Genomic DNA, 23,553 nt, shown 5'->3' on the forward strand with positions numbered 1-23,553 from the left:
ATCGCTCGAACGTCCATGAAAAAGGGCAGCCCGCGGGCTGCCCTTTGTTATTTCACGACAGGCTTAGGGGTCTGCTTGACCCAGATCAGCTGATCGGTGGCAAAGCCCAGCCCCTTGGCCTTGGCGATCAGCGCATCCACGTTGGCTTTGGGCGGATTGGGTGAGCGGGCGAGGATCCAGAGATAGTCGTGGTTGTAGCTGGTTACCAGCGAGAGCTGGTAATCGGGATCCAGTTCGATGACGTTGTAGCCGCCGTAGAAGGGGCCGAAGAAGCTCACCTTGAGCCGTGCCTCGTCCGGTTTGTCGACGAAGTAGGCCTTGCCCTCTGCCTCGCGCCAGCTGCCGTCACTCTGCTTGCCGCGATTGAGCACCCTGACCCCGCCGTCGTCGCGCAGGCTGTAGGTGGCGCTCACCTGCTCCAGTCCGCGCTCAAAGCTATGGTCGAGGCGGGCTATCTCGTACCAGGTGCCGAGGTAGCGGTCGAGCTGGAAGCCGGTAACGGGGCGGATGCCGTAGGCGAGGCCGGTACAGGCCGTCAGCAGGCAGGCGGTCAGCAGGCAAAGCAGTGTACGCATGAACAATTCCTCTCTGGTTATCCCTCTATGATGCGCAGCTGGCCTTCCCGGAAGCGGGAGGCCTGATCCGTCGGCGTGCTGCCGAAGAAGCGCTTGTACTCCCGGCTGAACTGGGAGTTGCTCTCGTAGCCGACCCTAGCCGCCGCGGTGCCCGCCTTGATGCCGTCGTGCAGCATCATCATCCGCGCCTTGTGGAGGCGAAACGACTTGATGTACTGCAACGGCGAGGTGGCGGTGACCGCCTTGAAGTGGTGGTGGAACGCGGAGACGCTCATGTTCACCTCCCGCGCCAGCTCCTCCATGGTCAGGTTGTCGGCGAAACGCTGCTCTATCATACGCAGCACCCGGGCGATCTGGCCCACATGGTTGTGGCGGTTGGCGAGCGCCTGCAGCGCCGGGCCGCCCCCCTCGTGCAGGGCGTAGAACAGCATCTCCCGCACCGTCTGCGGCCCCAGCACCCGGGCGTGGTGGGGTTTGTCCATCAGATCGATCAGTCGCTCGGCGGCGCAGAACATGGCCTCCGACAGGGGCACAGAGTGCACGCCGCTCTTTTGCGGAGCGGGAGCGGGCAGGGCATCCCCCAGCTCCAGCAGCAGCTCCTGCAGGGTCACCAGGTTGATCTCGAGGGAGAAGCCGATGAGGGGCTGCTCGGGGGAGGCGAAGCACTCGCACTCGCAGGGCAGCGGCAGGGTCATCAGCAGGTAGTGGTTGGGGTCGTAGCGAAACACCTGGTCCGCCAGATAGCCCACCTTGTGTCCCTGCAGGATCACTATCATCCGCGGCTGGTAGAGCACCGGGGTGCGGCCGTGGTATTCGGTGGTGTAGATGAGGCTCACCTGATCCACCGGCGAGGGAGTGATGCCGGGAGCGGTGACGTGGTGAGCCAGCTTGGCGGCGAGGTCGGTGTAGCGTGTCTGCATGGGATGCTCTTGGAGTCTGTTCTGGCTGCTTTGTAGAAATAGGCAAAGAACGAGCAGGATGTTGTCTTGATGGTATTGGTTGTCTGGAGAAAAATGCAATCACATTTTTGCGGCCTGGCCGCCAGAGACTAAAAAGGCAATGTCGATGAACAACTTCACCCTGCATACCCCGACCAAGATCCTGTTCGGCAAGGGCCAGGTCGCCCAGCTGCGTGCCCAACTGCCACACGACGCCCGCATCCTCATCACCTACGGTGGCGGCAGCGTGGTGCGCAGCGGCCTGCTGGCCCAGATCCGCAGCGAACTGGCCGGCATGACCCTGTTTGAATTCGGCGGCATCGAGCCCAACCCCACCTACGAGACCCTGATGGGGGCGGTCGAGCTGGCCCGCGCCGAGCGGGTCGACTTCCTGCTGGCCGTCGGCGGCGGCTCCGTGCTGGACGGCACCAAGTTCATCGCCGCGGCCGCCCACTACGATCCGGCCCGGGATCCCTGGCACATCCTCGAGACCGTGGGCAATGAAGTGCGCTCCGCCATCCCGCTCGGCGCCGTGCTGACCCTGCCGGCCACCGGTTCCGAGATGAACATGGGCGCCGTGGTGACCCGTCGCAGCACCGGCGACAAGGTGCACTTCTTCTCGCCGTTCGTGATGCCGCGCTTCGCCGTGCTCGACCCGGTGCTCACCTACACCCTGCCGGCCCGTCAGGTGGCCAACGGGGTGGTGGATGCCTTCGTGCACATCCTGGAGCAGTACCTCACCTACCCGGTCAACGCCAAGGTGCAGGATCGCTTCGCCGAGGGCCTGCTGCTGACCCTGCTGGAAGAGGGCCCCAAGGCACTGGTGGAGCCGGAAAACTACGAGGTGCGCGCCAACATCATGTGGAGTGCCACCCTGGCGCTGAACGGCCTGATCGGAGCCGGTGTACCGCAGGACTGGGCCACCCACATGCTGGGCCACGAGATCACCGCCCTGCACGGCCTCGACCACGCCCAGACCCTGGCAGTGGTGCTGCCGGCCCTGCTGCAGGCCAAGCGCCAGCAGAAACACGCCAAGCTGCTGCAATACGCCGAGCGGGTGTGGGATCTGCGCAGTGGCAGCGAGGCTGAACGCATCGACGGCGCCATCGCCGCCACCCGCGACTTCTTCGAGCGGATGGGGATCAAGACCCGGCTGCGGGATTACGGCGTGGCGGACGCAGGAATTGATACCCTGCTCGGCAAGCTGGCGGAACACGGCATGACCGCCATCGGCGAGCACGGCGATATCGACCTGGTGCAGAGCCAGCATATTTATGAGGCGGCCTGGTAAGCCGGGCACACCGGTCAGTCACCATCGAAACGATTAAATAACAGGGGCCGGATCCGCCTATTTGGCGGGTAGACGGCCCCTTGTCTGTTACAAAACAGTTACTTTTTTCGTTTTCGGCCTGATATCTGTGATCCGTGCGGATTTCGTAAGAACAAAAAGCGCTAAGATAGAGGGCCGGTAAAACATTTTTTTTGACTGGTTGGATCACTTTTTCCAGCGCTTTTTACTGGTATAAGTCGCTAATTTGGTTTGTTTTTTTAAATCATGGTCCGGGACTGGCTGAATTCTGTACGCGCGCTGCCGGGACTGCGGTTGTAATAAAACTCCAAAATTTGATACTAATCACCTTCGCGCCTGAAAAGCGGGGGCCTGACCATGACAGGAGGTTGAGGTAAAGCCTACTGATTTTCATAACAAAGGGCCCGTGACCTGCACTTTGGTCATGTCTTGTTTCGCCAGAAATGCGACACTGGGCAGCGATTGTTTATTAACCATCAGGGAATAGTCATGCAGATTGGAATACCGAGAGAGAGTCTCGCCGGTGAGACCCGGGTCGCAGCGACCCCGGCCACCGTTGAGCAGCTGAAAAAGCTCGGCTTCGAGGTCGCTATCGAGGCCGGTGCCGGCCTGCTGGCCAGCTTCGATGATGCCGCCTTCGAGGCTGCCGGTGCCAGCGTGGTGCCGAGCGTCTGGCAAGCCGACCTCATCTTCAAGGTCAATGCGCCGACCGATGCCGAGATCGCACAAATTAAAGATGGTGCCACTCTGGTGAGCTTCATCTGGCCCGCCCAGAACCCTGAGCTGGTCAAAAAGCTGTCCGAGCGCAACATCAATGTGATGGCGATGGACATGGTGCCGCGGATCTCCCGTGCCCAGTCCCTCGATGCCCTCTCCTCCATGGCCAACATCGGTGGCTATCGCGCCGTCGTTGAAGCCGCGCACCAGTTTGGTCGCTTCTTCACCGGCCAGATCACCGCCGCCGGTAAAGTGCCGCCCGCCAAGGTGCTGGTGATCGGTGCCGGTGTCGCCGGTCTGGCCGCCATCGGTACTGCCGGTTCCCTCGGTGCCATCGTGCGTGCGTTCGATACCCGTCTGGAAGTGGCCGAGCAGATCGAGTCCATGGGTGGCGAATTCCTCAAGCTCGACTTCGGCGGCGAGGATGGTTCCTCCTCCGATGGTTATGCCAAGGTCATGAGCGAAGAGTTCATCGCGGCCGAGATGGCGCTGTTTGCCCAGCAGGCCAAGGAAGTGGACATCATCATCACCACCGCCCTGATCCCGGGCAAGCCGGCACCCAAGCTGATCACCAAAGAGATGGTGGACAGCATGAAGCCGGGTTCCGTCATCGTGGACATGGCTGCCCAGGCTGGCGGCAACTGCGAATACACGGTATCGGGTGAACTGCATGTCACCGACAACGGCGTCAAGGTGATCGGTTACACCGATCTGCCGGGTCGTCTGCCTGCCCAATCCTCCCAGCTCTACGGTACCAACCTGGTCAATCTGATGAAGCTGATGTGCAAGGAGAAGGACGGCAACGTCGCCATCGACTTCGAAGACGTGGTGCAGCGCAACATGACGGTGATCCAGGCCGGTGAAGTGACCTTCCCGCCGCCCGCCATCTCCGTCTCTGCCGCCCCGCAGAAGCCGGCCGCCGCCAAACCGGCTGCCAAGAAAGAAGAGGCCAAACCCTCCAACAAGAAGTTCGTGTTCGGTGCCCTCGGCATCGCCGCCTTCGGCTGGGTTGCTGCCGTGGCGCCTGCCGCGTTCCTCTCTCACTTCACCGTATTCATCCTGGCCTGTGTGGTCGGTTACTACGTGGTGTGGAACGTCTCTCACGCCCTGCACACGCCGCTGATGTCGGTCACCAATGCCATCTCCGGCATTATCGTGGTCGGTGCCCTGCTGCAGATTGGGCAAGGGTCGACCCTGGTCACCGCATTGGCCTTCATCGCCGTGCTGATTGCCAGTATCAACATCTTCGGCGGCTTCACCGTCACTCAGCGCATGCTGAAGATGTTCCGTAAGGATTAAGGGGGTTTAACGTGTCTCAAGGACTGGTAACAGCATCCTATATCGTTGCCGCCGTGCTCTTCATCCTCAGTCTCGCGGGACTGTCGAAGCAAGAGACGGCCAAACATGGCAACCTGTTCGGTATCGCGGGTATGGCCATCGCCCTGCTCGCCACCGTATTCAACCCGGAAACCAGTGGCGTTCACTGGATCATCCTGGCCATGGTGATCGGCGGTGCCATCGGCGTGCGTCTGGCGCTCAAGGTCGAGATGACCGAAATGCCCGAGCTGGTGGCCGTGCTGCACAGCTTCGTGGGTATGGCGGCCGTGCTGGTGGGCTTCAACAGCTTCATCGATCTGCACCCGTCTGCTCCGGCTGAAGTGGTGGTCTCTGTCGGTTCCAACCTGGATGCCACTCTGGCTGCGGCCCGCGCCGCCTTCGAACAGGCCAACAGCGTCGCCCAGGTCGAGCACCTGACCGGCGCCATGCTGAACATCCACCTGGTGGAAGTGTTCCTGGGCGTCTTCATCGGTGCGGTGACCTTCACCGGTTCCGTGGTGGCGTTCGGCAAGCTGCGTGGCCTGATCTCTTCCAAGCCGCTGATGCTGCCGCACCGCCACAAGCTGAACCTGCTGGCCGTGGTGGTCTCCATCGCGCTGATGATCCACTTCGTCAACGCCGGTGGCTCCACCTTCGCCCTGCTGGTGATGACCCTGATCGCCTTCGCCTTCGGCTGGCACCTGGTTGCCTCCATCGGCGGCGCCGACATGCCGGTGGTGGTCTCCATGCTGAACTCCTACTCCGGTTGGGCGGCAGCGGCGGCGGGCTTCATGCTCTCCAACGACCTGCTGATCGTCACCGGTGCCCTGGTGGGTTCTTCCGGTGCGATCCTCTCCTACATCATGTGCAAGGCGATGAACCGCTCCTTCATCTCCGTGATCGCCGGTGGCTTCGGCTCCGACGGTGTGGCCTCCACGGCCGACCAGGAGATGGGCGAATACCGCGAGACCAGTGCCGAAGACGTGGCCGAGCTGCTGAAAAACTCCAGCTCCGTCATCATCACCCCGGGCTACGGCATGGCGGTGGCGCAGGCCCAGTATCCGGTGGCCGAGATCACCCAGAAGCTGCGTGATCGCGGCGTCAAGGTGCGCTTCGGTATCCACCCGGTTGCCGGTCGTCTGCCTGGCCACATGAACGTGCTGCTGGCGGAAGCGAAAGTCCCGTACGACATCGTGCTGGAAATGGACGAGATCAACGAAGACTTCAGCGATACCGATACCGTGCTGGTGATCGGTGCCAACGACACCGTCAACCCGGCTGCCATGGAAGATCCGGGCAGCCCCATCGCCGGCATGCCGGTGCTGGAAGTGTGGAAGGCGCAGAACGTCATCGGCTTCAAGCGTTCCATGAACACTGGCTATGCCGGTGTGCAGAACCCGCTGTTCTTCAAAGAGAACACCCAGATGCTGTTCGGCGATGCCAAGGCCAGCGTCGAGGCCATCCTGAAAGCGCTGTAAGCGCCGGAGAGGAAAGCAAAAAGGAGGCTGCGGCCTCCTTTTTTATTACTTACTTTTTGGTATATCCTCAGCCAATGCACAGAGGGAGAGCGCGGCATGGTGTGGCGGAAAGGATGGATCCTGTTTTGTCTCTGGTGGGGGAGCCTGGTGCAGGCCGCCGAGCCGCCGACCCTGACTCTGCTCACCGAACTGTGGCCGCCTTATGTGATGCGCCTCGACGACGGCAGTCTGGGTGGTGCCGATCTTGAGCTGGCCCGCACCGTGCTCAAACGGATGGGCTACCAGACCACGGTCAAGGTGCTGCCCTGGAAGCGGGTGCTGCAGGAGGCCAGGTTCCAGCGCGGCGATGCCGTGGTCGACGTCTTCTTCGAGGAGCGGCGGCTGGAGTGGCTGCACTATCCGGATGAACCCCTCTCCCAGAGCGGCGAAGTGATCTTCTTCCCCTTCAGCAAGCCTGTCGACTATCAGAGCCTGGAGAGCCTCAAGGGGCTGCGTATCGGCACCCAGGCAGATTACGCCTATGGCGAGCCCTTCCTGACCTCGGCCCTGTTCACCCGGGTGCCCATGACCGGGGAGAGCAACATGATCAAGCAGCTGCACCTGATGATGGCCGGCCGGCTGGATGCGGTGGTGATGAACCAGATAGTGGGCCGTTACCTGCTCAAGGGGCAGGGTCTGCAGGATCAGGTAGGTCACAGCGAAAAGATGGTGACCGAGAGCAACCGCAACTTTCTCGCCTTTACCCACAGGCCCGGCAACGAACGGCTGGCCTATCAGTTCTCCCTCGCCCTCAAGGCCTTCAAGCAGACCCCCGAGTATCAGGCCCTGCTGACCCGCTACGGGCTCTGACCCCGTCTTGAACCGGCGGTACCGGGCCGCTATCACCCTGTTGTGCGCCTGTTCACATTTTGTGGCACTTCACCGCCAGTGGGGCATAATGCCTGCGCAAAAAGCGAGTCGGCTCAATTTTATTTGAGTCCTATTGCTTTAGAGTTACCAAAAGTTGATCGGATTGCCCAGCGCCACAGCGGCTCCGATCATAGGCGCGGCCCTCATTCGGCTGCCGCCAGCCCGGCATCTCCCGCCATACTGGTTATATGTCGCTCCGCCGTTGCACGGCGGGCCGGACTGCACAATACACGCCCCCATGCGGGCACCATGAACATGAGACACATCGCAATGAACGCACAATGGACCGACTTTATTACCCTGCTCAAGCGTGAAGTGGTGCCGGCCCTTGGCTGCACCGAGCCCATGTCGGTGGCGCTGGCGGCGGCCAACTGCCGCAAGCTGCTGGGGCAGGTGCCGACCCGCGTCAGCGTCTGGGTCAGCGGCAACCTGTTCAAGAACGGCATGGGGGTCGGGGTGCCGGGCACCGGCATGATAGGGCTGCCGGTGGCGGCCGCCGTCGGCATCACCGGCGGCAACCCGGATGCCGGGCTGGAGGTGCTCAAGACCCTCACGCCGGATCAGGTTGAAGCCGCCAAGGCGCTGCTGTCCGCCATCAAGGTGGACGTGAAGGATGTGCCGGACGTGCTCTACGCCGAGGTGCTGGCAGAGGTAGAGGGCCACAGCGCCCGGGTGGTGATCTGTACCGACCACACCCGCATCATCCTGATGGAGCGCGATGGCGAGGTGCTGATGGCGCAGGACAGCGCCCCCGGCGTGCAGATCCAGGCCGCGCCTGCCAGCAAGCCCGCCATGACCCTGCGCGAGATCGTGGAGTTCGCCCTGCAGGTGCCGCTGGCCGAGATCGACTTCATCCGCGAGGCGGCCACCATGAACCAGGCGCTGGCGGACGAAGGGCTGCAGGGGTATGGCCTGCGCATCGGCAAGATCCTCACCGAGCAGGTGGAGCGCAAGCTGCTCTCCGATGACCTGATGACCCTGGCCATGCGCCTCTCTTCCGCCGCCTCCGACGCGCGGATGGATGGTGCCATGCTGCCCGCCATGTCCAATTCAGGCTCCGGCAACCAGGGCATTGCCGCGACCATGCCGGTGGTCGCCGCCGCCCGCTTCCTGCAGGCGAGCGACGAGCAGCTGACCCGGGCGCTGGTGATGAGCCACCTGGTCGCCATCTACATCAAGACCTACCAGAACAAGCTGTCGGCCCTCTGTGCCGCCAGCACCGCCGCCATGGGGGCGGGGGCCGCCATCACCTGGCTGCTGGGCGGTCAGTTCGAGCAAATTAGTCACTGCATCAACAACATGATTGGCGACGTTTCCGGTATCATCTGCGACGGTGCCGGCAGCGCCTGTTCCATGAAGGTCTCTACCTCGACCTCGGCGGCGGTGAAATCCTCGCTGATGGCCATCAACAATCTGCGGGTCCCCCAGAGCGAAGGCATCGTCTCCGACGACGTGGATCAGACCATCGCCAACCTGGGCCGCCTCTCCAAGCAGGGGATGCTGGATACCGATATCGAGATCATCAACATCATGCGGGCCAAGCAACAAGGCAAGGCCGAGTGATGCAAGAGGGTGGCGCAGGCCACCCTCCGTTTTTCTGCCAGCTGACGCCACCCCGGCCACACCGGGGGGCACGCCGCCACGACGCGGCAGGTTTCAGGGAGGAGTGCGTACCGGGCACTCGTCCGCACACTTCGGGCCTGGCCCGATCATTTTGGGGAATATCGTCATGACTCTTAGCGTTATAGGTAATCTGGCCATCCTGGCCATGTTGCTGCTGTTTCTCTATCGGTTGCAGCAGACCCACGTCAGCTTCACCCGCCGGGTCTTCTCGGGGCTGGGGCTGGGCATCCTGTTCGGCGCCGCTCTGCAGCTGCTCTACGGGGCCGGTTCCGACGTGCTGGTGCAGACCGGCGACTACCTGGATATCGTCGGCAGCGGCTACGTGAAGCTGCTGCAGATGATCATCATCCCGCTCATCATGGTCTCCATCATAGGGGCCATCCTCAAGCTCAACGGTGGCACCGCCCTTGGCAAGATCAGCGCCATGACCATAGGGGTACTGATCTTCACCACCATGATCGCCGCCGGGGCGGGCATCCTGATGTCCAACCTGTTCGGTCTGACCGCCGAGGGGCTCACCGCCGGCGCCGCCGAAACCGCCCGCGGGGCGGCCTTGCAGACCACCCTCGGCAGCGTCGAGAGCATGTCCTTTGCCAAGATGGTGCTGGAGTTCATCCCGGCCAACCCCTTCCTCGACATGACGGGGGCGCGCAAGACCTCCACCATCGCCGTGGTGATCTTCTCAATCTTCATCGGCCTCTCCGCCACCGGCATCGCCCGCAAGAAGCCGGAGATCTTCGCGAGTTTCGGCCACTTCATGCAGGTGGCCCACGTCATCGTGATGCGGATGGTGACCCTGGTGCTGCGCCTCACCCCCTACGGTGTGCTGGCGCTGATGACCAAGGTGGTGTCCGGCTCCAACTACGCCGACATCATCAACCTGCTCAACTTCGTGCTGGCCTCCTACGGTGCCATCGCCATCATGTTCGCCGTGCACCTGCTGCTGGTGGCGCTGGTGGGCATCAACCCGGCCCGCTTCCTGAAGAAGATCATGCCGGTGCTGGCCTTTGCCTTCACCTCCCGCACCAGCGCGGGTTCCATCCCGATGAACGTGCAGACCCAGACCAAGGCGCTCGGCATTCCTGAGGGGATCGCCAACTTCGCCGCCTCGTTCGGTTCGACCATCGGCCAGAACGGCTGCGCCGGTATCTATCCGGCCATGCTGGCGGTCATGATTGCGCCGACCGTGGGGGTCAATCCTATGGACCCGGCCTTCATCATGACCCTGATCGCCATCATCACCGTCAGCTCCTTCGGGGTGGCCGGCATTGGTGGCGGCGCCACTTTTGCCGCGCTGATCGTGCTCTCCGCGCTGGACTTCCCGGTGGCGCTGGCCGGTCTGCTCATCTCCATCGAGCCGCTGATCGACATGGGCCGTACCGCGTTGAACGTCTCCGGCTCCATCACCGCCGGTACCGTCACCAGCCGTCTGCTGGGGGAGACCGACATGGCGGTGTTCAACAGCGAGCAGGAAGTCTGTCTGGACGGCGAAGAGTCCACCATCTGATCCGCCGCGGGAGGGGATCCCTTCCGCCATCAACCACAGGGAGGGCATGCCCTCCCTGCGTCATTGACAGGAGCAAGTATGAGAATCGTGATCATCGGTGGCGAAGCCGCCGGCATGAGTGCAGCCGCCAAGGCGCGCCGACTGGCCATTGATGCCGAAATCGTGGTGTATGAGGCGTCCGAGGTGATCTCCTTCGGTGCCTGCGGTCTGCCCTATTTCGTCGGCGACGAGTTTCAGGAGCCCAGCTACATGGCCGAGTTCACCCCGGAGCAGTTCGCCGCCAAGGGGATCGAGGTCAAGACCGGCCACCGGGTGCTGGGCCTGGATGCTGCCGCGCAGACGCTGACCGTCGAGCACAACGGCGACACCTTCACCGATCGTTACGATCGGCTGATGATCGCCACCGGCGCCCGCGAAGTGATGCCCCCCATCCCCGGCCTGCAGCAGGAAGGGGTATTCGGTCTGCGCCGGATGGCCGATGGGCTGGCCCTCAAGGCCGCCGTGCAGGAAAAGGCCAACCGCCGAGCCCTGGTGATCGGCTCCGGCTTTATCGGGCTGGAGGTGGTCGAGGCGCTGGTCCATCAGGGCAAGGAGGTGCGCCTGATCGAGCTGGCGGAGCGGGTCATCCCGGAGGCGTTCGACAGCGAAATCACCCAGCATATCGAGACCGAGCTGCGCGAGCAGGGGGTCTCCCTTCATCTCGGCGAGCGGGTCGAAGCCCTGCTGGGGGAGGGCCGGGTGACCGGTGTGTGTACCAGCCATGGCGAGTACGAGGCCGACATCGTGGTGGTCTGCACCGGGGTCAAACCCAACACCGAGTTTCTGGCCGATACCGGCATCGAGCGGCTCGGCAACGGCGCCATCAAGGTGGACCGGCAGGGCCGCAGTTCGCTGGCCAACGTCTGGTCGGCCGGTGACTGTGCCAGCGTCTGGCACAGCGTGAAGCAGCAGCAGGTCTATGTGCCTCTCGCCACTATCGCCAACAAGCTGGGGCGCATGGTGGGCGAGAACCTGGCGGGCGCCGAGCAGGAATTCCCGGGCACCCTCGGCTCTGCGGCACTCAAGGTGCTGGGGCTGGAGGCGGGCCGTACCGGCCTCTCCGAGCAGGAGGCCAAGGCGATGGGCCTCGATTATCGTACCGTGGTGATCAAGGACAAGTGCCACACCAACTACTGCCCGGGCCAGTCCGACATCCACGTCAAGCTGGTCTACGAGGCGGGCAGCAAGCGGCTGCTGGGTGGCCAGATCCTCGGGCGCAAGGGGGCGGTGCACCGCATCGATGCGCTGGCGGTCGCCATCACCATGGGGGTGACCACGGAGCAGCTCGGCATACTGGACTTTGCCTACGCGCCGCCCTTCTCCCGCACCTGGGATGTGCTCAACGTGGCGGGCAACGTCGCCAAGTAATACAAGGCATGACGGCGTGGCTGATGTGTGCCGTCTTTCCCCATGCCGCCGGCACGGGGGGGTAAAGGGGCATGTCGTTCATGAACAGCGCTCATAAAAAAACCGGAGCCAAGGCTCCGGTTTTTCATGGTGCAGCAAGCGATCAGCTGCGACCGAGACGATTGTCCGGGTAGTTCTTGGCCAGCACTTCGCGGGCATGCTGGGCCAGGGTCGGCATCTTCAGGGTGTCGTAGGAGTTGATCATGATCTCCAGCGCCTTCTCGGTTTCGGCCGTGTCGGGATAGGTCTCGACGATTAGCTTGGCCCGGTTGGCGGCGGCGATCAGCGCATCACGCTTCACATAGTACTCGGCCACGCTCAGGTCGTAGCGGGCGAGCCGGTTCTTCAGACCGATCATGCGGGCACGAGCATCGGCGGCGTAGACGCTGTTGGGGTAGTTCTGCAACAGGGTCTTGAAATCCTGGAAGGCCTGACGGGCATAGGAGGGGTCTTTGTCGTCCCGATCGATGCCCAGGAAGTCCTGGAAGAAGTTGTAATCGCCGGCCATGTTGGTCAGACCGCGCATATAGAAGACGTAATCGATATTTTTATGCGCCGGGTTGAGGCGGATAAAACGGTCGATATTGGCGATCGCCTGGGCAGTGTCATCCTGCTTGTAGTAGGCGTAAATGAGGTCGAGCTGAACCTGGTTGGAGTAGGCACCGAAAGGATAGCGAGAATCCAGCGCTTCCAGTAACTCGATAGCATTCAGGTAGTTACCGGCATCCAGCTTGACGCGTGCTTTCTGGTACAGGGTCTCCGGCGGTTCGTCCGGTACCTTGGGTTTGGTGCTGGAACAGCCTGTGATCAAGGTAGCGACCAAGGCGAGTGACATCAGCAGGTGAGACTTCTTTCCCATCAACAACATCCGGTCCATTTCCACGAAATTGGCAAAGTATCCGTTATGCTTGGCTAAAAGAAAAGCTAGAATACCCGGATTATTTCGAATTGATACCCCCCGCTCAAGAGACCATACATGAGCCAGCATATTGAACTGACAGGCGAATTCCAGGATCACCAATTCGGGCAGCGACTCGACCAGGCCCTGGCCGAATTGTTTCCAGACTACTCCCGCACCCGCATCAAGGAGTGGATTTTACAGGACAGAGTGACCCTGGATGGTCAGGTTGCCAATACCCCGCGCGAGAAGGTGCTGGCCGGGCAGAAGGTACATGTGGATGTCGAGCTGGAAGATGACACCCGCTTCGATGCGCAGGATATCGAGCTCAACATCGTTTACGAAGATGAACACATTCTGGTGATCGACAAGCCGGCCGGCCTGGTGGTTCACCCGGGCGCCGGTACGCCCGATGGCACCATCCTCAACGCCCTGCTGCACCGCTACCCGGACATCGCCGAAGTGCCCCGCGCCGGTATCGTGCACCGTCTGGATAAAGACACCACAGGTCTGATGGTGGTCGCCAAGACTGTGCCGGCCCAGACCCATCTGGTGGAAGCGCTGCAGGCGCGCCAGATCACCCGTGAGTACGAAGCGATCGCCATCGGTCACATGACCGCCGGCGGCACCGTCGATGCCCCCATCGGCCGTCACCCGACCCAGCGTACCCACATGGCCGTGGTGCCCAATGGCCGTCCCTCCGTGACCCACTACCGGGTGCACGAGAAGTTCCGCGGCCACACCCGGCTGCGGCTGCGGCTGGAAACCGGTCGTACCCACCAGATCCGTGTGCACATGGCCCACATCAAGCACCCGCTGGTGGGTGATCCGGCCTACGGCGGTCGTCTGCGTCCGCTGCGCAACGCCATCCCCGAGCTGACCGAAGCCCTGCGCAACTTCCATCGCCAGGCGCTGCACGCCACCATGCTGCAGCTGGCGCACCCCATCACCGGTGAGGTGATGCAGTGGCACTCGCCGACGCCGCAGGACATGCTGGATCTGATGGAAGTGCTGCGGGCTGATACCCTGGCCAATCCGGACGATCTGGTCTGGAACTGATGAAGAGGGCGGCTCTGCGACGATTCCTGCCGTAACCTGCCCTGCATGACCTGATATGGGGCCCCTTGACTGGTTGCAGCCAAGGGGCCCCGTTTTATATGAAGGAAAGGAGCCACAGATGAAATGGATCGAACCCGACTGGCCGGCCCCGGCCAAAGTCAGAGCCCTGTCGACCACCCGTGACGGCGGCGTCAGCGAGGGGGTCTTTGCCGGCCTCAACCTGGGGGCCCACGTGGGGGACGAACCGGCCAGGGTCGAGGCCAACCGGGCCCGGCTGCAGCAGGCGGCCGCCATCCCTGGGCCCCTCAACTGGCTCAACCAGGTGCACGGCACTGCGGTGCATGGTGTCAGCAGCGACTATGGCTGCGCGCCGGATGCGGATGCCGCCTGTGCCCGAGACGCGGGGCAGGCCTGCATCGTGATGACCGCCGACTGCCTGCCTGTGCTGTTCTGCGATCGGGCCGGCACCGTGGTGGCCGCCGCTCACGCCGGTTGGCGCGGGCTGCAGGGGGGCGTGCTGGAAGCGAGCATCGCCGCCATGGGTTGCGAGCCGGGCGAGATCCTGGCCTGGCTTGGCCCGGCCATCGGTCCGCAGGCCTTCGAGGTGGGTGGCGAGGTGCGCGGGGCCTTTATGGCGGAGCAGGCTGCAGCAGAGGCAGCGTTTGTGGCTTCGCCCAACGAAGGCAAGTGGCTGGCGGACATCTACCAGCTGGCCCGCCTGCGCCTCGCCCGCGCCGGCATTACCGCCGTATATGGCGGCGAGCACTGCACCTTCAGCGACAGCGAGCAGTTCTACTCTTATCGTCGCGACGGCCAGACCGGCCGTATGGCCTCCATCATCTGGCTGGCCGAATAAACACTGAGCGGCCCCTTGTTTGCCAAGGGGCCGTGATCCCCTCACGCCAGCATCTGCAGAAAAAATAACCAGCCTCACCCCTTGAAATAGTCCGTACGGGCCTCATCTTTCATCTCAGAAAGTTATGTTGTTTGCCGCGCAAGCGGCGTCTGCCTGTTTGAAGGGGGAGTGCAATGCGCCTCGATCGCCTGACCAGCAAATTCCAGATTGCTATTTCCGATGCCCAGTCTCTTGCGCTGGGTCGTGACCACCAATTCATCGAACCCGTTCACCTGATGACCGCCCTGGTCAATCAGGATGGCGGCTCCATTCGCCCGTTGTTGACCCTGACCGGGCTGGACATCAATGCCCTGCGTTCGCGTCTGGGTGAAGAACTCGACCGCCTGCCGCGTGTCAGCGGCGTGGAGGGGGACGTGCAGCTCTCCAACGGCCTCGGCCGGCTGCTCAACGTCTGCGACAAGCTGGCCCAGCAGCGCAAGGATCAGTTCATCTCCTCCGAACTGTTCGTGCTGGCGGCCCTCGACGAGAAGGGGACGCTGGGCGAGCTGCTGCGTGCCCAGGGGCTGACCAAGGAGAAACTCGAAGCGGCCATCGACAAGGTGCGTGGCGGCAAGAAGGTGGAGGATGCCAACGCCGAGGAGAATCGTCAGGCGCTGGAAAAATACACCATCGATCTGACCGAACGGGCCGAGATCGGCAAGCTCGACCCGGTGATCGGGCGGGATGACGAAATTCGCCGCACCATCCAGGTGCTGCAACGCCGTACCAAGAACAACCCGGTGCTGATCGGGGCTCCCGGCGTCGGCAAGACCGCCATCGTCGAGGGGCTGGCCCAGCGTATCATCAACGGCGAGGTGCCGGAGGGGCTCAAGAACAAGCGGGTGCTCTCCTTGGACATGGGGGCCCTGGTGGCCGGTGCCAAGTATCGCGGCGAGTTCGAGGAACGGCTCAAGGCGGTGCTGAACGATCTGGCCAAGGAGGAGGGCAACGTCATCCTCTTCATCGACGAGCTGCACACCATGGTCGGCGCCGGCAAGGGCGAGGGGGCCATGGACGCGGGCAACATGCTCAAACCGGCGCTGGCGCGGGGCGAATTGCACTGCGTCGGGGCTACCACGCTCGATGAATATCGCCAGTTCATCGAGAAGGATGCCGCGCTGGAGCGCCGCTTCCAGAAGGTGCTGGTGGAAGAGCCGAGCGTGGAGGATACCATCGCCATCCTGCGCGGCCTGAAGGAGCGCTACGAGCTGCACCACCACGTGCAGATCACCGACCCCGCCATCGTGGCGGCGGCCCAGCTGTCGCACCGCTACATCGCGGATCGCCAGCTGCCGGACAAGGCCATCGACCTCATCGATGAGGCGGCGGCCAGCATCCGGCTGCAGATCGACTCCAAGCCCGAGTCCCTCGACCGGCTCGAGCGGCGTATCATCCAGCTGAAGCTGGAGCAGCAGGCGCTGATGAAGGAGGATGACGACGCCAGCCGCAAACGGCTCGAGCTCATCAACCAGGAGATCGGTGAAAAAGATCGGGAATACAATGAGCTGGAAGAGGTGTGGAAGGCCGAGAAGGCCGCCCTCGCCGGCACCCAGCACATCAAGGCGGCGCTGGAACAGGCCCGTCAGGATCTCGACGTGGCGCGCCGCGCAGGGGACTTGGGCCGCATGTCCGAGCTGCAGTACGGCCGCATTCCGGAGCTGGAGAAACAGCTGGATCTCGCTACCCAGGCCGAGATGCAGGAGACAAGCCTGCTGCGCAACCGGGTCACCGACGTGGAGATCGCAGACGTGCTGGCACGCTGGACCGGTATTCCGGTGGCCCGCATGCTGGAAGGGGAGCGCGAGAAGCTGCTGCGGATGGAAGATCAGCTGCACAGTCGGGTGATCGGCCAGGAGGAGGCGGTCGAAGCGGTCTCCAACGCCATTCGTCGCTCCCGTGCAGGTCTCTCCGACCCGAACCGCCCCATCGGCTCTTTCCTGTTCCTCGGGCCCACCGGGGTGGGCAAGACCGAGCTGTGCAAGGCGCTGGCCGAGTTCCTGTTCGATACCCAGGATGCCATGGTGCGGATCGACATGTCCGAGTTCATGGAGAAACACAGCGTGGCCCGTCTGGTGGGGGCGCCTCCCGGCTACGTGGGTTACGAGGAGGGCGGTTATCTGACCGAGGCGGTGCGTCGTCGCCCCTACTCGGTGATCCTGCTGGACGAGGTGGAGAAGGCCCACCCCGATGTGTTCAACATCCTGCTGCAGGTGCTGGATGACGGCCGCCTGACCGATGGTCAGGGTCGTACCGTGGACTTCCGCAACACCGTGGTCATCATGACCTCCAACCTGGGGTCGGATCTGATTCAGGAGCACCACTCCGAGAAGGATTACGACGAGATGAAAGCCATGTTGATGGAGGTGCTGGCACGCAGTTTCCGGCCGGAGTTCATCAACCGGATCGACGAGACAGTGGTGTTCCACCCGCTCGGCGAGGAGCACATCAAGTCCATCGCCCGCATCCAGCTCAAGAGCCTGATGAGCCGGCTGGAGGCCCAGGGCTACGAGGTGGAGGTGAGCGAAGCGCTGCTGAACAAGCTGGTGCACGCCGGGTTCGACCCCGTCTACGGGGCGCGTCCCCTCAAGCGGGCGATCCAGCACAAGGTGGAGAACCCGCTGGCGCAGGCGCTGCTCTCCGGCCGCATCGTCCCCGGCAAGAAACTGTTGCTGGGGGCCGACAGCAACGGCCTCACCATGACCCAATAACTGGATCGCTGATAAAAACGCAGGCCCCGAGCCTGCGTTTTTTTTGAGGGGTAATTGCATGCTCACCTTTTCCGTACTGGTGGATGACGATGTCCATCTGCCTGGCTGTCTGCCCGAGAAGGGGCTGTCGTTGCTGCTGGAGTGCGACGGCCTCAGGGTGCTGTTCGACAGCGGCCGTGGCCGGGCGCTGCGCCACAACGCCGCCGTGATGGGGATCGATCTCGCCTCGCTCACCCATGTGGTGCTCTCTCACGGTCACTACGACCATGTGGGCGGGGTAGGCTCGCTGCCCGTCTATCCGACTCCCATTCCTCTCATCGCCTGTCCGGACGTGTTCTGCGAGCGGGGCTACTTCCTGCCGCTTCCCTTCTGGCGGCGCAACCTCTATCGCCTGTCGGGAGTGCTGGAGCGGGAGTCGCTGGCGGCCAGAGGCTTGCTCTCCCACTGCTCGGCCGAGCCGGTGTGGCTCTCGGAGCGTCTGGTGTTCCTCGGCAGCATAGCGCGGCGCGAGCGGGCCGCCCCCTCGCTGCTTGGCTACATCATGCGGGACGGACGAGTGGAGAAAGACCTCATCAGCGACGACTCGGCGCTGGCCTACAAGAGCGAACAGGGGCTGATCGTCTTTATCGGCTGTGGTCACGCTGGGACCGAGAACATCATCGAATGGGCCAGGGAGGTGTGTGGCGATGAGCGGATCCACGCCGTCATCGGCGGTCTGCACCTGAAGTTTTCCGGTCCGCAGCGGGCGGCGGCGCTTGGCGCCTATCTGCAGGAGGAGGCGGTGGAGAAGCTGTTTGCCTGCCACTGCACCGGCAGCAGGAAAGCGGATTTGCCGCGCCAGTGCCAGATCGGAGCCGGTTTCGAATACCGGTTTTCGGCGTAAAAAAACGGCAATCCGAAGATTGCCGGGAGGAATGTAGTGAAGCGACCTGACGTGGGTTGAGCGGGTCGCAGGGGCAAGCCCCCGATGGCGAAGCAAGGCCGCTGCCGGTCTTGCCTCTTACAGCCTGCCGGGGTTGCGCTCGCTCAACCCCGATGGCCACTTGCCTGTTGCCATGCCGGTGGCGATCGCGCCGGCCTGGCCTTCATTCGTTACAGCATGCCTTGCACGGCGGCCTTCATCTCGGCCGGCCAGACGCCGACCTGGACCTGACCTATGTGCTCTTTTTGCAGCAGCAGCATGGCCAGACGGGATTGACCGATGCCGCCGCCGATGGTTTGCGGCATCCGCGCGGCCAGCAGATCCTGGTGCCAGTCGTACTGCAGGCGATCCTCGTCACCTGTGATGGCGAGCTGACGGCGCAGCGCCTCGGCGTCGACGCGGATCCCCATGGAGGAGATCTCGAAACTGTCCTGCAGCACCGGGTTCCACACCAGGATATCGCCGTTCAGACCTGCCAGGCCCAGCTCGCTGTGGCTGCTCCAGTCGTCGTAGTCCGGGGCACGCACGTCGTGGCGCTCGCCGTGGGAGAGGGCACCGCCGATACCGATCAGGAACACGGCACCCAGCTCCTTGGCGATGGCCCGCTCGCGCCCCTTGGCGTCGAGATCCGGGTAGCGGGTCAGCAGCTCTTCGCTGTGCACGAACTGGATTTCGGCCGGCAGGAAGGGGGTCAGCTCATGTTCGGCACAGACCGCGCGCTCGGTGGCCTTGATGGCGGCCCAGATGCCACGCACCGTCTCCTGCAGGTAGGCCAGATCGCGGCGCTCGCTCGGCATCACCTTCTCCCAGTCCCACTGATCCACGTAGACGGAGTGGATGGGGGTGAGGCGATCCTCGTCCGGACGCAGTGCCTTCATGTGGGTGTAGATGCCTTCGCCCGGACCGAAGCCAAAGCGGCCCAGGGTCTGGCGCTTCCATTTGGCCAGTGAGTGCACCACTTCGTAGCTGTGCTGCGGCAGAGTCTTCACCTTGACCTGCACCGCATTCTCGTGGCCAGAGAGGTTGTCTTGAGTGCCATCACCGACCCGGCTCAGGATGGGGGCTTGTACCTCCATCAGACCCAGTTGCTGGGCGAGTTGGCGGGAGAACATCTCTTTGACGAAGCTGATCTGTTGCTGGCTGCGAATGTAGTGCTGTTTCATGCTGAATACCTGTCTTGAACCCGTTGGATGTGAGGATTCTTCAACAGATCGCCAACTAAATTCAATATTCTATATTATAAATAGGCTTTGTGTGTTTTTTTCTTCAAAATATACGGATGATTAATGATGAATCATCAAAGGGAGTGCAAAAAAGTGTCGGAAAATTATCGGATCGATAATCTCGATCAGGCCATCCTCACCGCCCTGATGGAGAATGCACGGCTGCCTTACGCCGAGCTGGCCAAACAACTGCTGGTCAGCCCGGGTACCATCCATGTGCGGGTGGAGAAGATGAAGCAGGCGGGCATCATCGAGGGAACGCGGGTGCAGGTGAACCCCAAGAAGCTGGGCTACGACGTCTGCTGCTTTATCGGCATCAACCTGAAGAGCGCCAAGGATTACCCCTCGGCGCTGACCAAGCTGCAGGCGCTGGACGAGGTGGTGGAGGCTTACTACACCACGGGCCACTACAGCATCTTCATGAAGGTGATGACCCGCTCCATCGACGAGTTGCAGACCGTGCTGATCCACAAGATCCAGACCATCGACGAGATACAGTCCACCGAGACGCTGATCTCGCTGCAGAACCCGATCCTGCGGGATGTAAAACCTTGAGCCGGGTTGCATGAGAGGGATGTAGAGATCCACTCCCGTGCGAGACGCTTGTCTTGTTGCAGAACACGAGTCTGCGGGATATGAAGCCCTGACCGGCCGATCAGGGTTCGATATAGGGGATGCCGTACTTGTCGTAGAGGGCCTTGAGCCGGCCGTCGCGTTTCATGCGCAGCAGCTCGGCGTCGTAGGCCGCCATCTGGGCCGGGGTATTCTGGTCGGCGCGGGCGCGGGCCCAGGTGTTGAAGTAGGGGCTGCTCTTGAGCGGTTTGGGCAGGTAGTCGAGCTTGCCCTCCAGTCCCTCCTCCCTGATCTGGGCGAAGGCGGTGACCAAAGGCATGGGGACCGTATCGATCCGTCCGGCCAGCAGCTTGCGCAGCTGCAGCTGGTTCATGGTGATCTCCTGGAAGTGATAGGAGGGATCGGTGAGGGCGGCGGCCAGCTCGGGGGTGTAGGAGAAATCCTTGGTCACCCCGATGCGCCAGGATTTGAGGTCGGCCAGCGTCTCGTAGCGGATCTTCAGCAGGTCGGCCTTGCGCACGAAAAAGTGCCAGCTGTGGCGGATATGGGCCTGCTGGGGGTAGATGAGGTAGCGTTCCCGCTCCGCCTTGTAGGAGTGGGTCATCACCAGATCGCAAACACCGGTTTCTGCGTTGCGGGTGAGACGGGCACCGGAATCGGCCAGTTCGATCTTGATGGGGATCTTGAGTCTGCCAAAGATGGCGGTGACGATGTCGACATCGAGCCCTCTGGACTGCTGAGCGGCATCGAGGTATTTGAGCGGGGGTTCCATCGTGCCACAGACGATCAGCTCCCTGGCAAAGGGGCTGAGCGGGAACAGTAGCCAAAGCAGGTGGATTACACGCAAACTACCTCTCCTGAACCCATTTGAAGATTATTTGGCGCCTGATACCAGTATATTGGGTTGCCCCTGATAAGTAGAGGCGACTGTATATGGCAAACCCTGAAATTGAAAGCGAGCTGGACGGCATCGACAGGCTGTCAGTCTGCCTCTATCGCCTGGGCTTGAGTCTGGCAGCCTTGCTGCTGCTGTGTCGAGGGGCAAGCTTGCTGATCGGGCAGGATTTTTTGACGCCGGCACAGTGGCTGACGGCGCTGGCCGTGGCCAGCGGGGTATGCGGCCTGTGCCTGCATGTCTATGACAAGCGCATTCGCTTCTTGCTGCAGGGATTGGGCTGGGGCGCCCTGTTGCTCAGTGCGAGCGGGGCGCCGGGTGTGCTGGTGCTGGGAGCGGCCCTTGCCACGCTGGCGGGGCTGGCCTTCAAGGAGCAGTTCTGCTTCGCTATTCCGGGGATCAGGGCGGTGCCCCTGCTGCTACCCCTGTTGTGGCTGCTGGAGCTGACCGGCATCGGCTGGGCCGCCGCCCTGGTGGCGCTGGTGTGCGGCGCGCTGCTCTGCCTGCTCGCGCTGGCAAAATGGCGGATGCCCCTGCACTTCGATATCGGCGACAAGGGGCGTTACCAGATTTAGGTGGGCAGGCAGGCCTTCATCTGGGCGTTGAGGACCTGCATCACCTGCCGGCGGCTGATGATGCCTATTACCCGATTGCCCTCCAGCACCGGATAGACCTTGGGTTTGGCCCCGGTCATCTGGCGGGCCAGCTCCAGTATGCTGTCGTCCGGGCTGACCGAGAGCGGTGTCCGGCTCATCAGATCCTCGATCCGGGTGCGGGTATCGCAGTGATAGCTGCCGGTGAGCAGGCTGGGGATGCAATCCTGCTCGGAGAGAAACCCGATCAGCCGCTGCTGCGGGTCCAGCACCGGCAGGCCGCTCAGGCCGGCGTCATGCAGTCGGTCCAGCGCCTCGGCCAAGCCTAGCTGCGGGGTGAGGGAGTGGGTCAGACGGCTCATGTAATCGCGGATCTGCAACATGGAAATGGCTCCGTAAGGTGATGATAGGGCCACTATGCCCGCCGGATGGCGGCAACGGCCAATGGCTTGTGCCGTGGGGATCGATAGGCATTCCTGCGGATAAGAGAGGAGGGATTATGCGTGCATTGGTGACAGGATGTGGCCGTCGGCTCGGTTTCTATCTGTGCGAACAGCTGGTGGCGGCAGGCTGGCAGGTAACCGGCAGCTATCGCAGCGAGCGACCGGAGCTGGCGCGGTTGCGGGCGCTGGGGGTGACGCTGGTGCAGGCCGACTTCAACCGGGAGCAAGAGGTGGGCCGGCTCATCGAGGTGCTGGCCTCCCAGCCGGATCTGGCGCTGGTGATCCACAACGCCTCGGCCTTTGAGCCGCAGGCGAGCGAGCCGGCGGCCCAGCTAGCCCAGTTTGAGCAATTCTACCGGGTGCACATGGCGGCCCCCTTCCAGCTCAACCGGGCGCTGGCCCCTCAGCTGGCGCGCCATCCCAACGCCAGCATTATCCACATCACCGACATCTATATCCACGCCCCGGCGCCCCAGTTCGCTAGCTATGTGGCCACCAAGGCGGGGGCCCATTCGCTCGCCATGAGCTTTGCCCGCGAGCTGGCGCCGGCCATCCGGGTCAACACCATAGAGCCTGGCCCCATTCTGTTTCTCGACGAGCATGGGGATGCGTGGCGTGAACAGGTGCTGGCGAAGACGCCGCTGGCGCGGGAAGGGGGGCTGGCGCCCATCTGGCAGGCGGTGCAGTTGCTGATGCAGAACGACTACATGACCGGGGCCAGCATCCGGGTGGATGGTGGCCGCGGTCTGGCCGTCATCTAGCCATCAACAGGGGATGGCCATGTCGCGCTGCAGGGCGACGGGGGCCAGGCCGACCAGCCCCTCCTCGATCACCTTGCCCGCCATCAGCCGGGTGTGCAGCGGCAGGGTCACCTTGGGGTCGTGCACCTCTCCTTTGCCGTAGAGTTCTGCCAGCAGCTCGTCGAGGTAGGCGTCAACCCGGGCGGCGGAGAAGTCGTCGTCCTCGCTGCTGGCCAGGATGTCGATGTCCAGCGGGCGGTCCCGTACCTTGCAGTGCGGATCGCTGCGATCCCGCCCGTGGGCCAGCTCCATGGCGACGAAGTGTGCCTTGAGTCTGGGCTGGGCCAGCTCGCTCTCGGCGACAAACAGGCAGTTGAGAAAGTCATGGCTTGAATGCATGCCGACCGGCTTGGTCTGGATCACCGAACTGAGCCGCAGGCGGCCAAAGTGGGCAAGCAGCTCGGCAACCGCCTGGCCGACATGCTGGTGGGGGTCAAGATTCGACCCTATGCTACACAGATAGAACATGTCATCAGTCCTTTGATAGGGCTCATCTGAAATTCTTACACAGCTCACGGTTATCGGCTTAACTATGCATTAACATCTGTTTGTCTGTTGTGATCAGGCTCTATCATCTTGGCAAGAAAGGAGATTTGCATGAGTGTGGAACTGAAATGGGCACTGCTGACCGCCTCGGGTGCGTTGGCCATGATCCTGATTATCTGTGTGGTATCCGTGGGTCTGGCATGACCCCGGAAGAGAGCATGAACCGGCCTTCTGGCCGG

22 protein-coding genes are annotated in these 23,553 nt (G+C 62.7%); 15 read left to right on the forward strand and 7 right to left on the reverse strand.

Annotation, left to right across the window (positions count from 1 at the left end):
* Nucleotides 1-47: 47 nt before the first annotated feature.
* Both BN1143_RS06950 and BN1143_RS06955 read right to left on the reverse strand, forming a co-directional pair.
* The gene (locus BN1143_RS06950; RefSeq protein WP_042050107.1) at nt 48-575 is read right to left on the reverse strand and encodes a lipocalin family protein; all 528 of its coding nucleotides are present in this window, start codon (nt 573-575) and stop codon (nt 48-50) included.
* A 17-nt stretch (nt 576-592) separates the two neighbouring features.
* A complete protein-coding gene (locus BN1143_RS06955) occupies nt 593-1,495 on the reverse strand; it encodes an AraC family transcriptional regulator (RefSeq protein ID WP_042050108.1) in 903 nt (300 codons plus the stop codon).
* A 145-nt stretch (nt 1,496-1,640) separates the two neighbouring features.
* Here BN1143_RS06955 and yqhD point away from each other — a divergent pair, with 145 nt between their 5' ends.
* The 7 genes from yqhD to BN1143_RS06990 all read left to right on the forward strand — a co-directional run bounded on the left by yqhD (nt 1,641) and on the right by BN1143_RS06990 (nt 11,780).
* The gene (gene yqhD, locus BN1143_RS06960; protein WP_017764817.1) at nt 1,641-2,804 is read left to right on the forward strand and encodes an alcohol dehydrogenase; all 1,164 of its coding nucleotides are present in this window, start codon (nt 1,641-1,643) and stop codon (nt 2,802-2,804) included.
* 507 nt (nt 2,805-3,311) lie between these two features.
* Nucleotides 3,312-4,838, forward strand: a complete 1,527-nt coding sequence (gene pntA, locus BN1143_RS06965) for a Re/Si-specific NAD(P)(+) transhydrogenase subunit alpha (RefSeq protein WP_010635814.1) — start codon at nt 3,312-3,314, stop codon at nt 4,836-4,838.
* An 11-nt stretch (nt 4,839-4,849) separates the two neighbouring features.
* On the forward strand, nt 4,850-6,334 hold the full coding sequence (gene pntB / locus BN1143_RS06970; RefSeq protein ID WP_005306445.1) for a Re/Si-specific NAD(P)(+) transhydrogenase subunit beta: 1,485 nt from the start codon (nt 4,850-4,852) through the stop codon (nt 6,332-6,334).
* A gap of 96 nt (nt 6,335-6,430) precedes the next feature.
* Nucleotides 6,431-7,183 carry a substrate-binding periplasmic protein gene (locus tag BN1143_RS06975; RefSeq protein ID WP_017781197.1) on the forward strand — a complete coding sequence of 251 codons (753 nt, stop codon included), beginning with the start codon at nt 6,431-6,433 and terminating at the stop codon, nt 7,181-7,183.
* A gap of 315 nt (nt 7,184-7,498) precedes the next feature.
* Nucleotides 7,499-8,806 (forward strand): L-cysteine desulfidase family protein, encoded by a 1,308-nt coding sequence (locus tag BN1143_RS06980; RefSeq protein ID WP_042050136.1) that lies wholly within the window; start codon nt 7,499-7,501, stop codon nt 8,804-8,806.
* A gap of 166 nt (nt 8,807-8,972) precedes the next feature.
* Nucleotides 8,973-10,373, forward strand: a complete 1,401-nt coding sequence (locus tag BN1143_RS06985; RefSeq protein WP_005306439.1) for an L-cystine transporter — start codon at nt 8,973-8,975, stop codon at nt 10,371-10,373.
* Nucleotides 10,374-10,451: 78 nt separating this feature from the next.
* On the forward strand, nt 10,452-11,780 hold the full coding sequence (locus BN1143_RS06990) for a CoA-disulfide reductase (protein WP_042050110.1): 1,329 nt from the start codon (nt 10,452-10,454) through the stop codon (nt 11,778-11,780).
* A gap of 142 nt (nt 11,781-11,922) precedes the next feature.
* Here BN1143_RS06990 and BN1143_RS06995 read toward each other — a convergent pair whose 3' ends face one another.
* Entirely contained in the window at nt 11,923-12,678 is a 756-nt protein-coding gene (locus BN1143_RS06995) for an outer membrane protein assembly factor BamD (protein ID WP_005306434.1), read from the reverse strand.
* 117 nt (nt 12,679-12,795) lie between these two features.
* On the opposite strand from BN1143_RS06995, the gene rluD reads away from it, so the two are divergent.
* The 4 genes from rluD to BN1143_RS07015 all read left to right on the forward strand — a co-directional run bounded on the left by rluD (nt 12,796) and on the right by BN1143_RS07015 (nt 18,262).
* Nucleotides 12,796-13,776, forward strand: a complete 981-nt coding sequence (gene rluD, locus BN1143_RS07000; RefSeq protein WP_010635820.1) for a 23S rRNA pseudouridine(1911/1915/1917) synthase RluD — start codon at nt 12,796-12,798, stop codon at nt 13,774-13,776.
* A gap of 118 nt (nt 13,777-13,894) precedes the next feature.
* Nucleotides 13,895-14,632, forward strand: coding sequence for a peptidoglycan editing factor PgeF (gene pgeF, locus BN1143_RS07005; RefSeq protein WP_042050111.1), 738 nt, complete (start codon nt 13,895-13,897; stop codon nt 14,630-14,632).
* Nucleotides 14,633-14,805: 173 nt separating this feature from the next.
* Nucleotides 14,806-17,379 (forward strand): ATP-dependent chaperone ClpB, encoded by a 2,574-nt coding sequence (clpB, locus tag BN1143_RS07010; RefSeq protein ID WP_010635822.1) that lies wholly within the window; start codon nt 14,806-14,808, stop codon nt 17,377-17,379.
* A gap of 58 nt (nt 17,380-17,437) precedes the next feature.
* Nucleotides 17,438-18,262 carry an MBL fold metallo-hydrolase gene (locus tag BN1143_RS07015; RefSeq protein WP_042050112.1) on the forward strand — a complete coding sequence of 275 codons (825 nt, stop codon included), beginning with the start codon at nt 17,438-17,440 and terminating at the stop codon, nt 18,260-18,262.
* Nucleotides 18,263-18,471: 209 nt separating this feature from the next.
* Here the strand turns inward: BN1143_RS07015 and asnA are convergent, their stop codons facing one another.
* Complete coding sequence (asnA, locus tag BN1143_RS07020; RefSeq protein WP_010635824.1) at nt 18,472-19,464, reverse strand: aspartate--ammonia ligase; 993 nt, start codon at nt 19,462-19,464, stop codon at nt 18,472-18,474.
* 153 nt (nt 19,465-19,617) lie between these two features.
* Here asnA and asnC point away from each other — a divergent pair, with 153 nt between their 5' ends.
* The gene (gene asnC, locus BN1143_RS07025; RefSeq protein ID WP_042050137.1) at nt 19,618-20,079 is read left to right on the forward strand and encodes a transcriptional regulator AsnC; all 462 of its coding nucleotides are present in this window, start codon (nt 19,618-19,620) and stop codon (nt 20,077-20,079) included.
* A gap of 100 nt (nt 20,080-20,179) precedes the next feature.
* Here asnC and BN1143_RS07030 read toward each other — a convergent pair whose 3' ends face one another.
* Nucleotides 20,180-20,944 (reverse strand): substrate-binding periplasmic protein, encoded by a 765-nt coding sequence (locus BN1143_RS07030; RefSeq protein ID WP_042050113.1) that lies wholly within the window; start codon nt 20,942-20,944, stop codon nt 20,180-20,182.
* Between the two features lie 86 nt (nt 20,945-21,030).
* Between BN1143_RS07030 and BN1143_RS07035 the strand changes: the two genes are divergently transcribed.
* On the forward strand, nt 21,031-21,567 hold the full coding sequence (locus BN1143_RS07035; protein WP_042050114.1) for a DUF2301 domain-containing membrane protein: 537 nt from the start codon (nt 21,031-21,033) through the stop codon (nt 21,565-21,567).
* Here BN1143_RS07035 and BN1143_RS07040 read toward each other — a convergent pair.
* Nucleotides 21,564-21,968 (reverse strand): CBS domain-containing protein, encoded by a 405-nt coding sequence (locus BN1143_RS07040; RefSeq protein WP_042050115.1) that lies wholly within the window; start codon nt 21,966-21,968, stop codon nt 21,564-21,566. The genes BN1143_RS07035 and BN1143_RS07040 overlap by 4 nt on opposite strands.
* A gap of 116 nt (nt 21,969-22,084) precedes the next feature.
* Between BN1143_RS07040 and BN1143_RS07045 the strand changes: the two genes are divergently transcribed.
* Entirely contained in the window at nt 22,085-22,789 is a 705-nt protein-coding gene (locus BN1143_RS07045; RefSeq protein ID WP_042050116.1) for an SDR family oxidoreductase, read from the forward strand.
* A gap of 3 nt (nt 22,790-22,792) precedes the next feature.
* On the opposite strand, the gene BN1143_RS07050 is transcribed toward BN1143_RS07045, so the two are convergent.
* Complete coding sequence (locus tag BN1143_RS07050; protein ID WP_005306412.1) at nt 22,793-23,296, reverse strand: 2-amino-4-hydroxy-6-hydroxymethyldihydropteridine diphosphokinase; 504 nt, start codon at nt 23,294-23,296, stop codon at nt 22,793-22,795.
* 129 nt (nt 23,297-23,425) lie between these two features.
* On the opposite strand from BN1143_RS07050, the gene cydH reads away from it, so the two are divergent.
* Nucleotides 23,426-23,518, forward strand: coding sequence for a cytochrome bd-I oxidase subunit CydH (gene cydH, locus BN1143_RS22340; RefSeq protein ID WP_005306410.1), 93 nt, complete (start codon nt 23,426-23,428; stop codon nt 23,516-23,518).
* The last annotated feature ends 35 nt before the right edge of the window (nt 23,519-23,553 follow it).

Source organism: Aeromonas dhakensis (genome assembly GCF_000820305.1).
GTDB lineage: Bacteria > Pseudomonadota > Gammaproteobacteria > Enterobacterales > Aeromonadaceae > Aeromonas > Aeromonas dhakensis.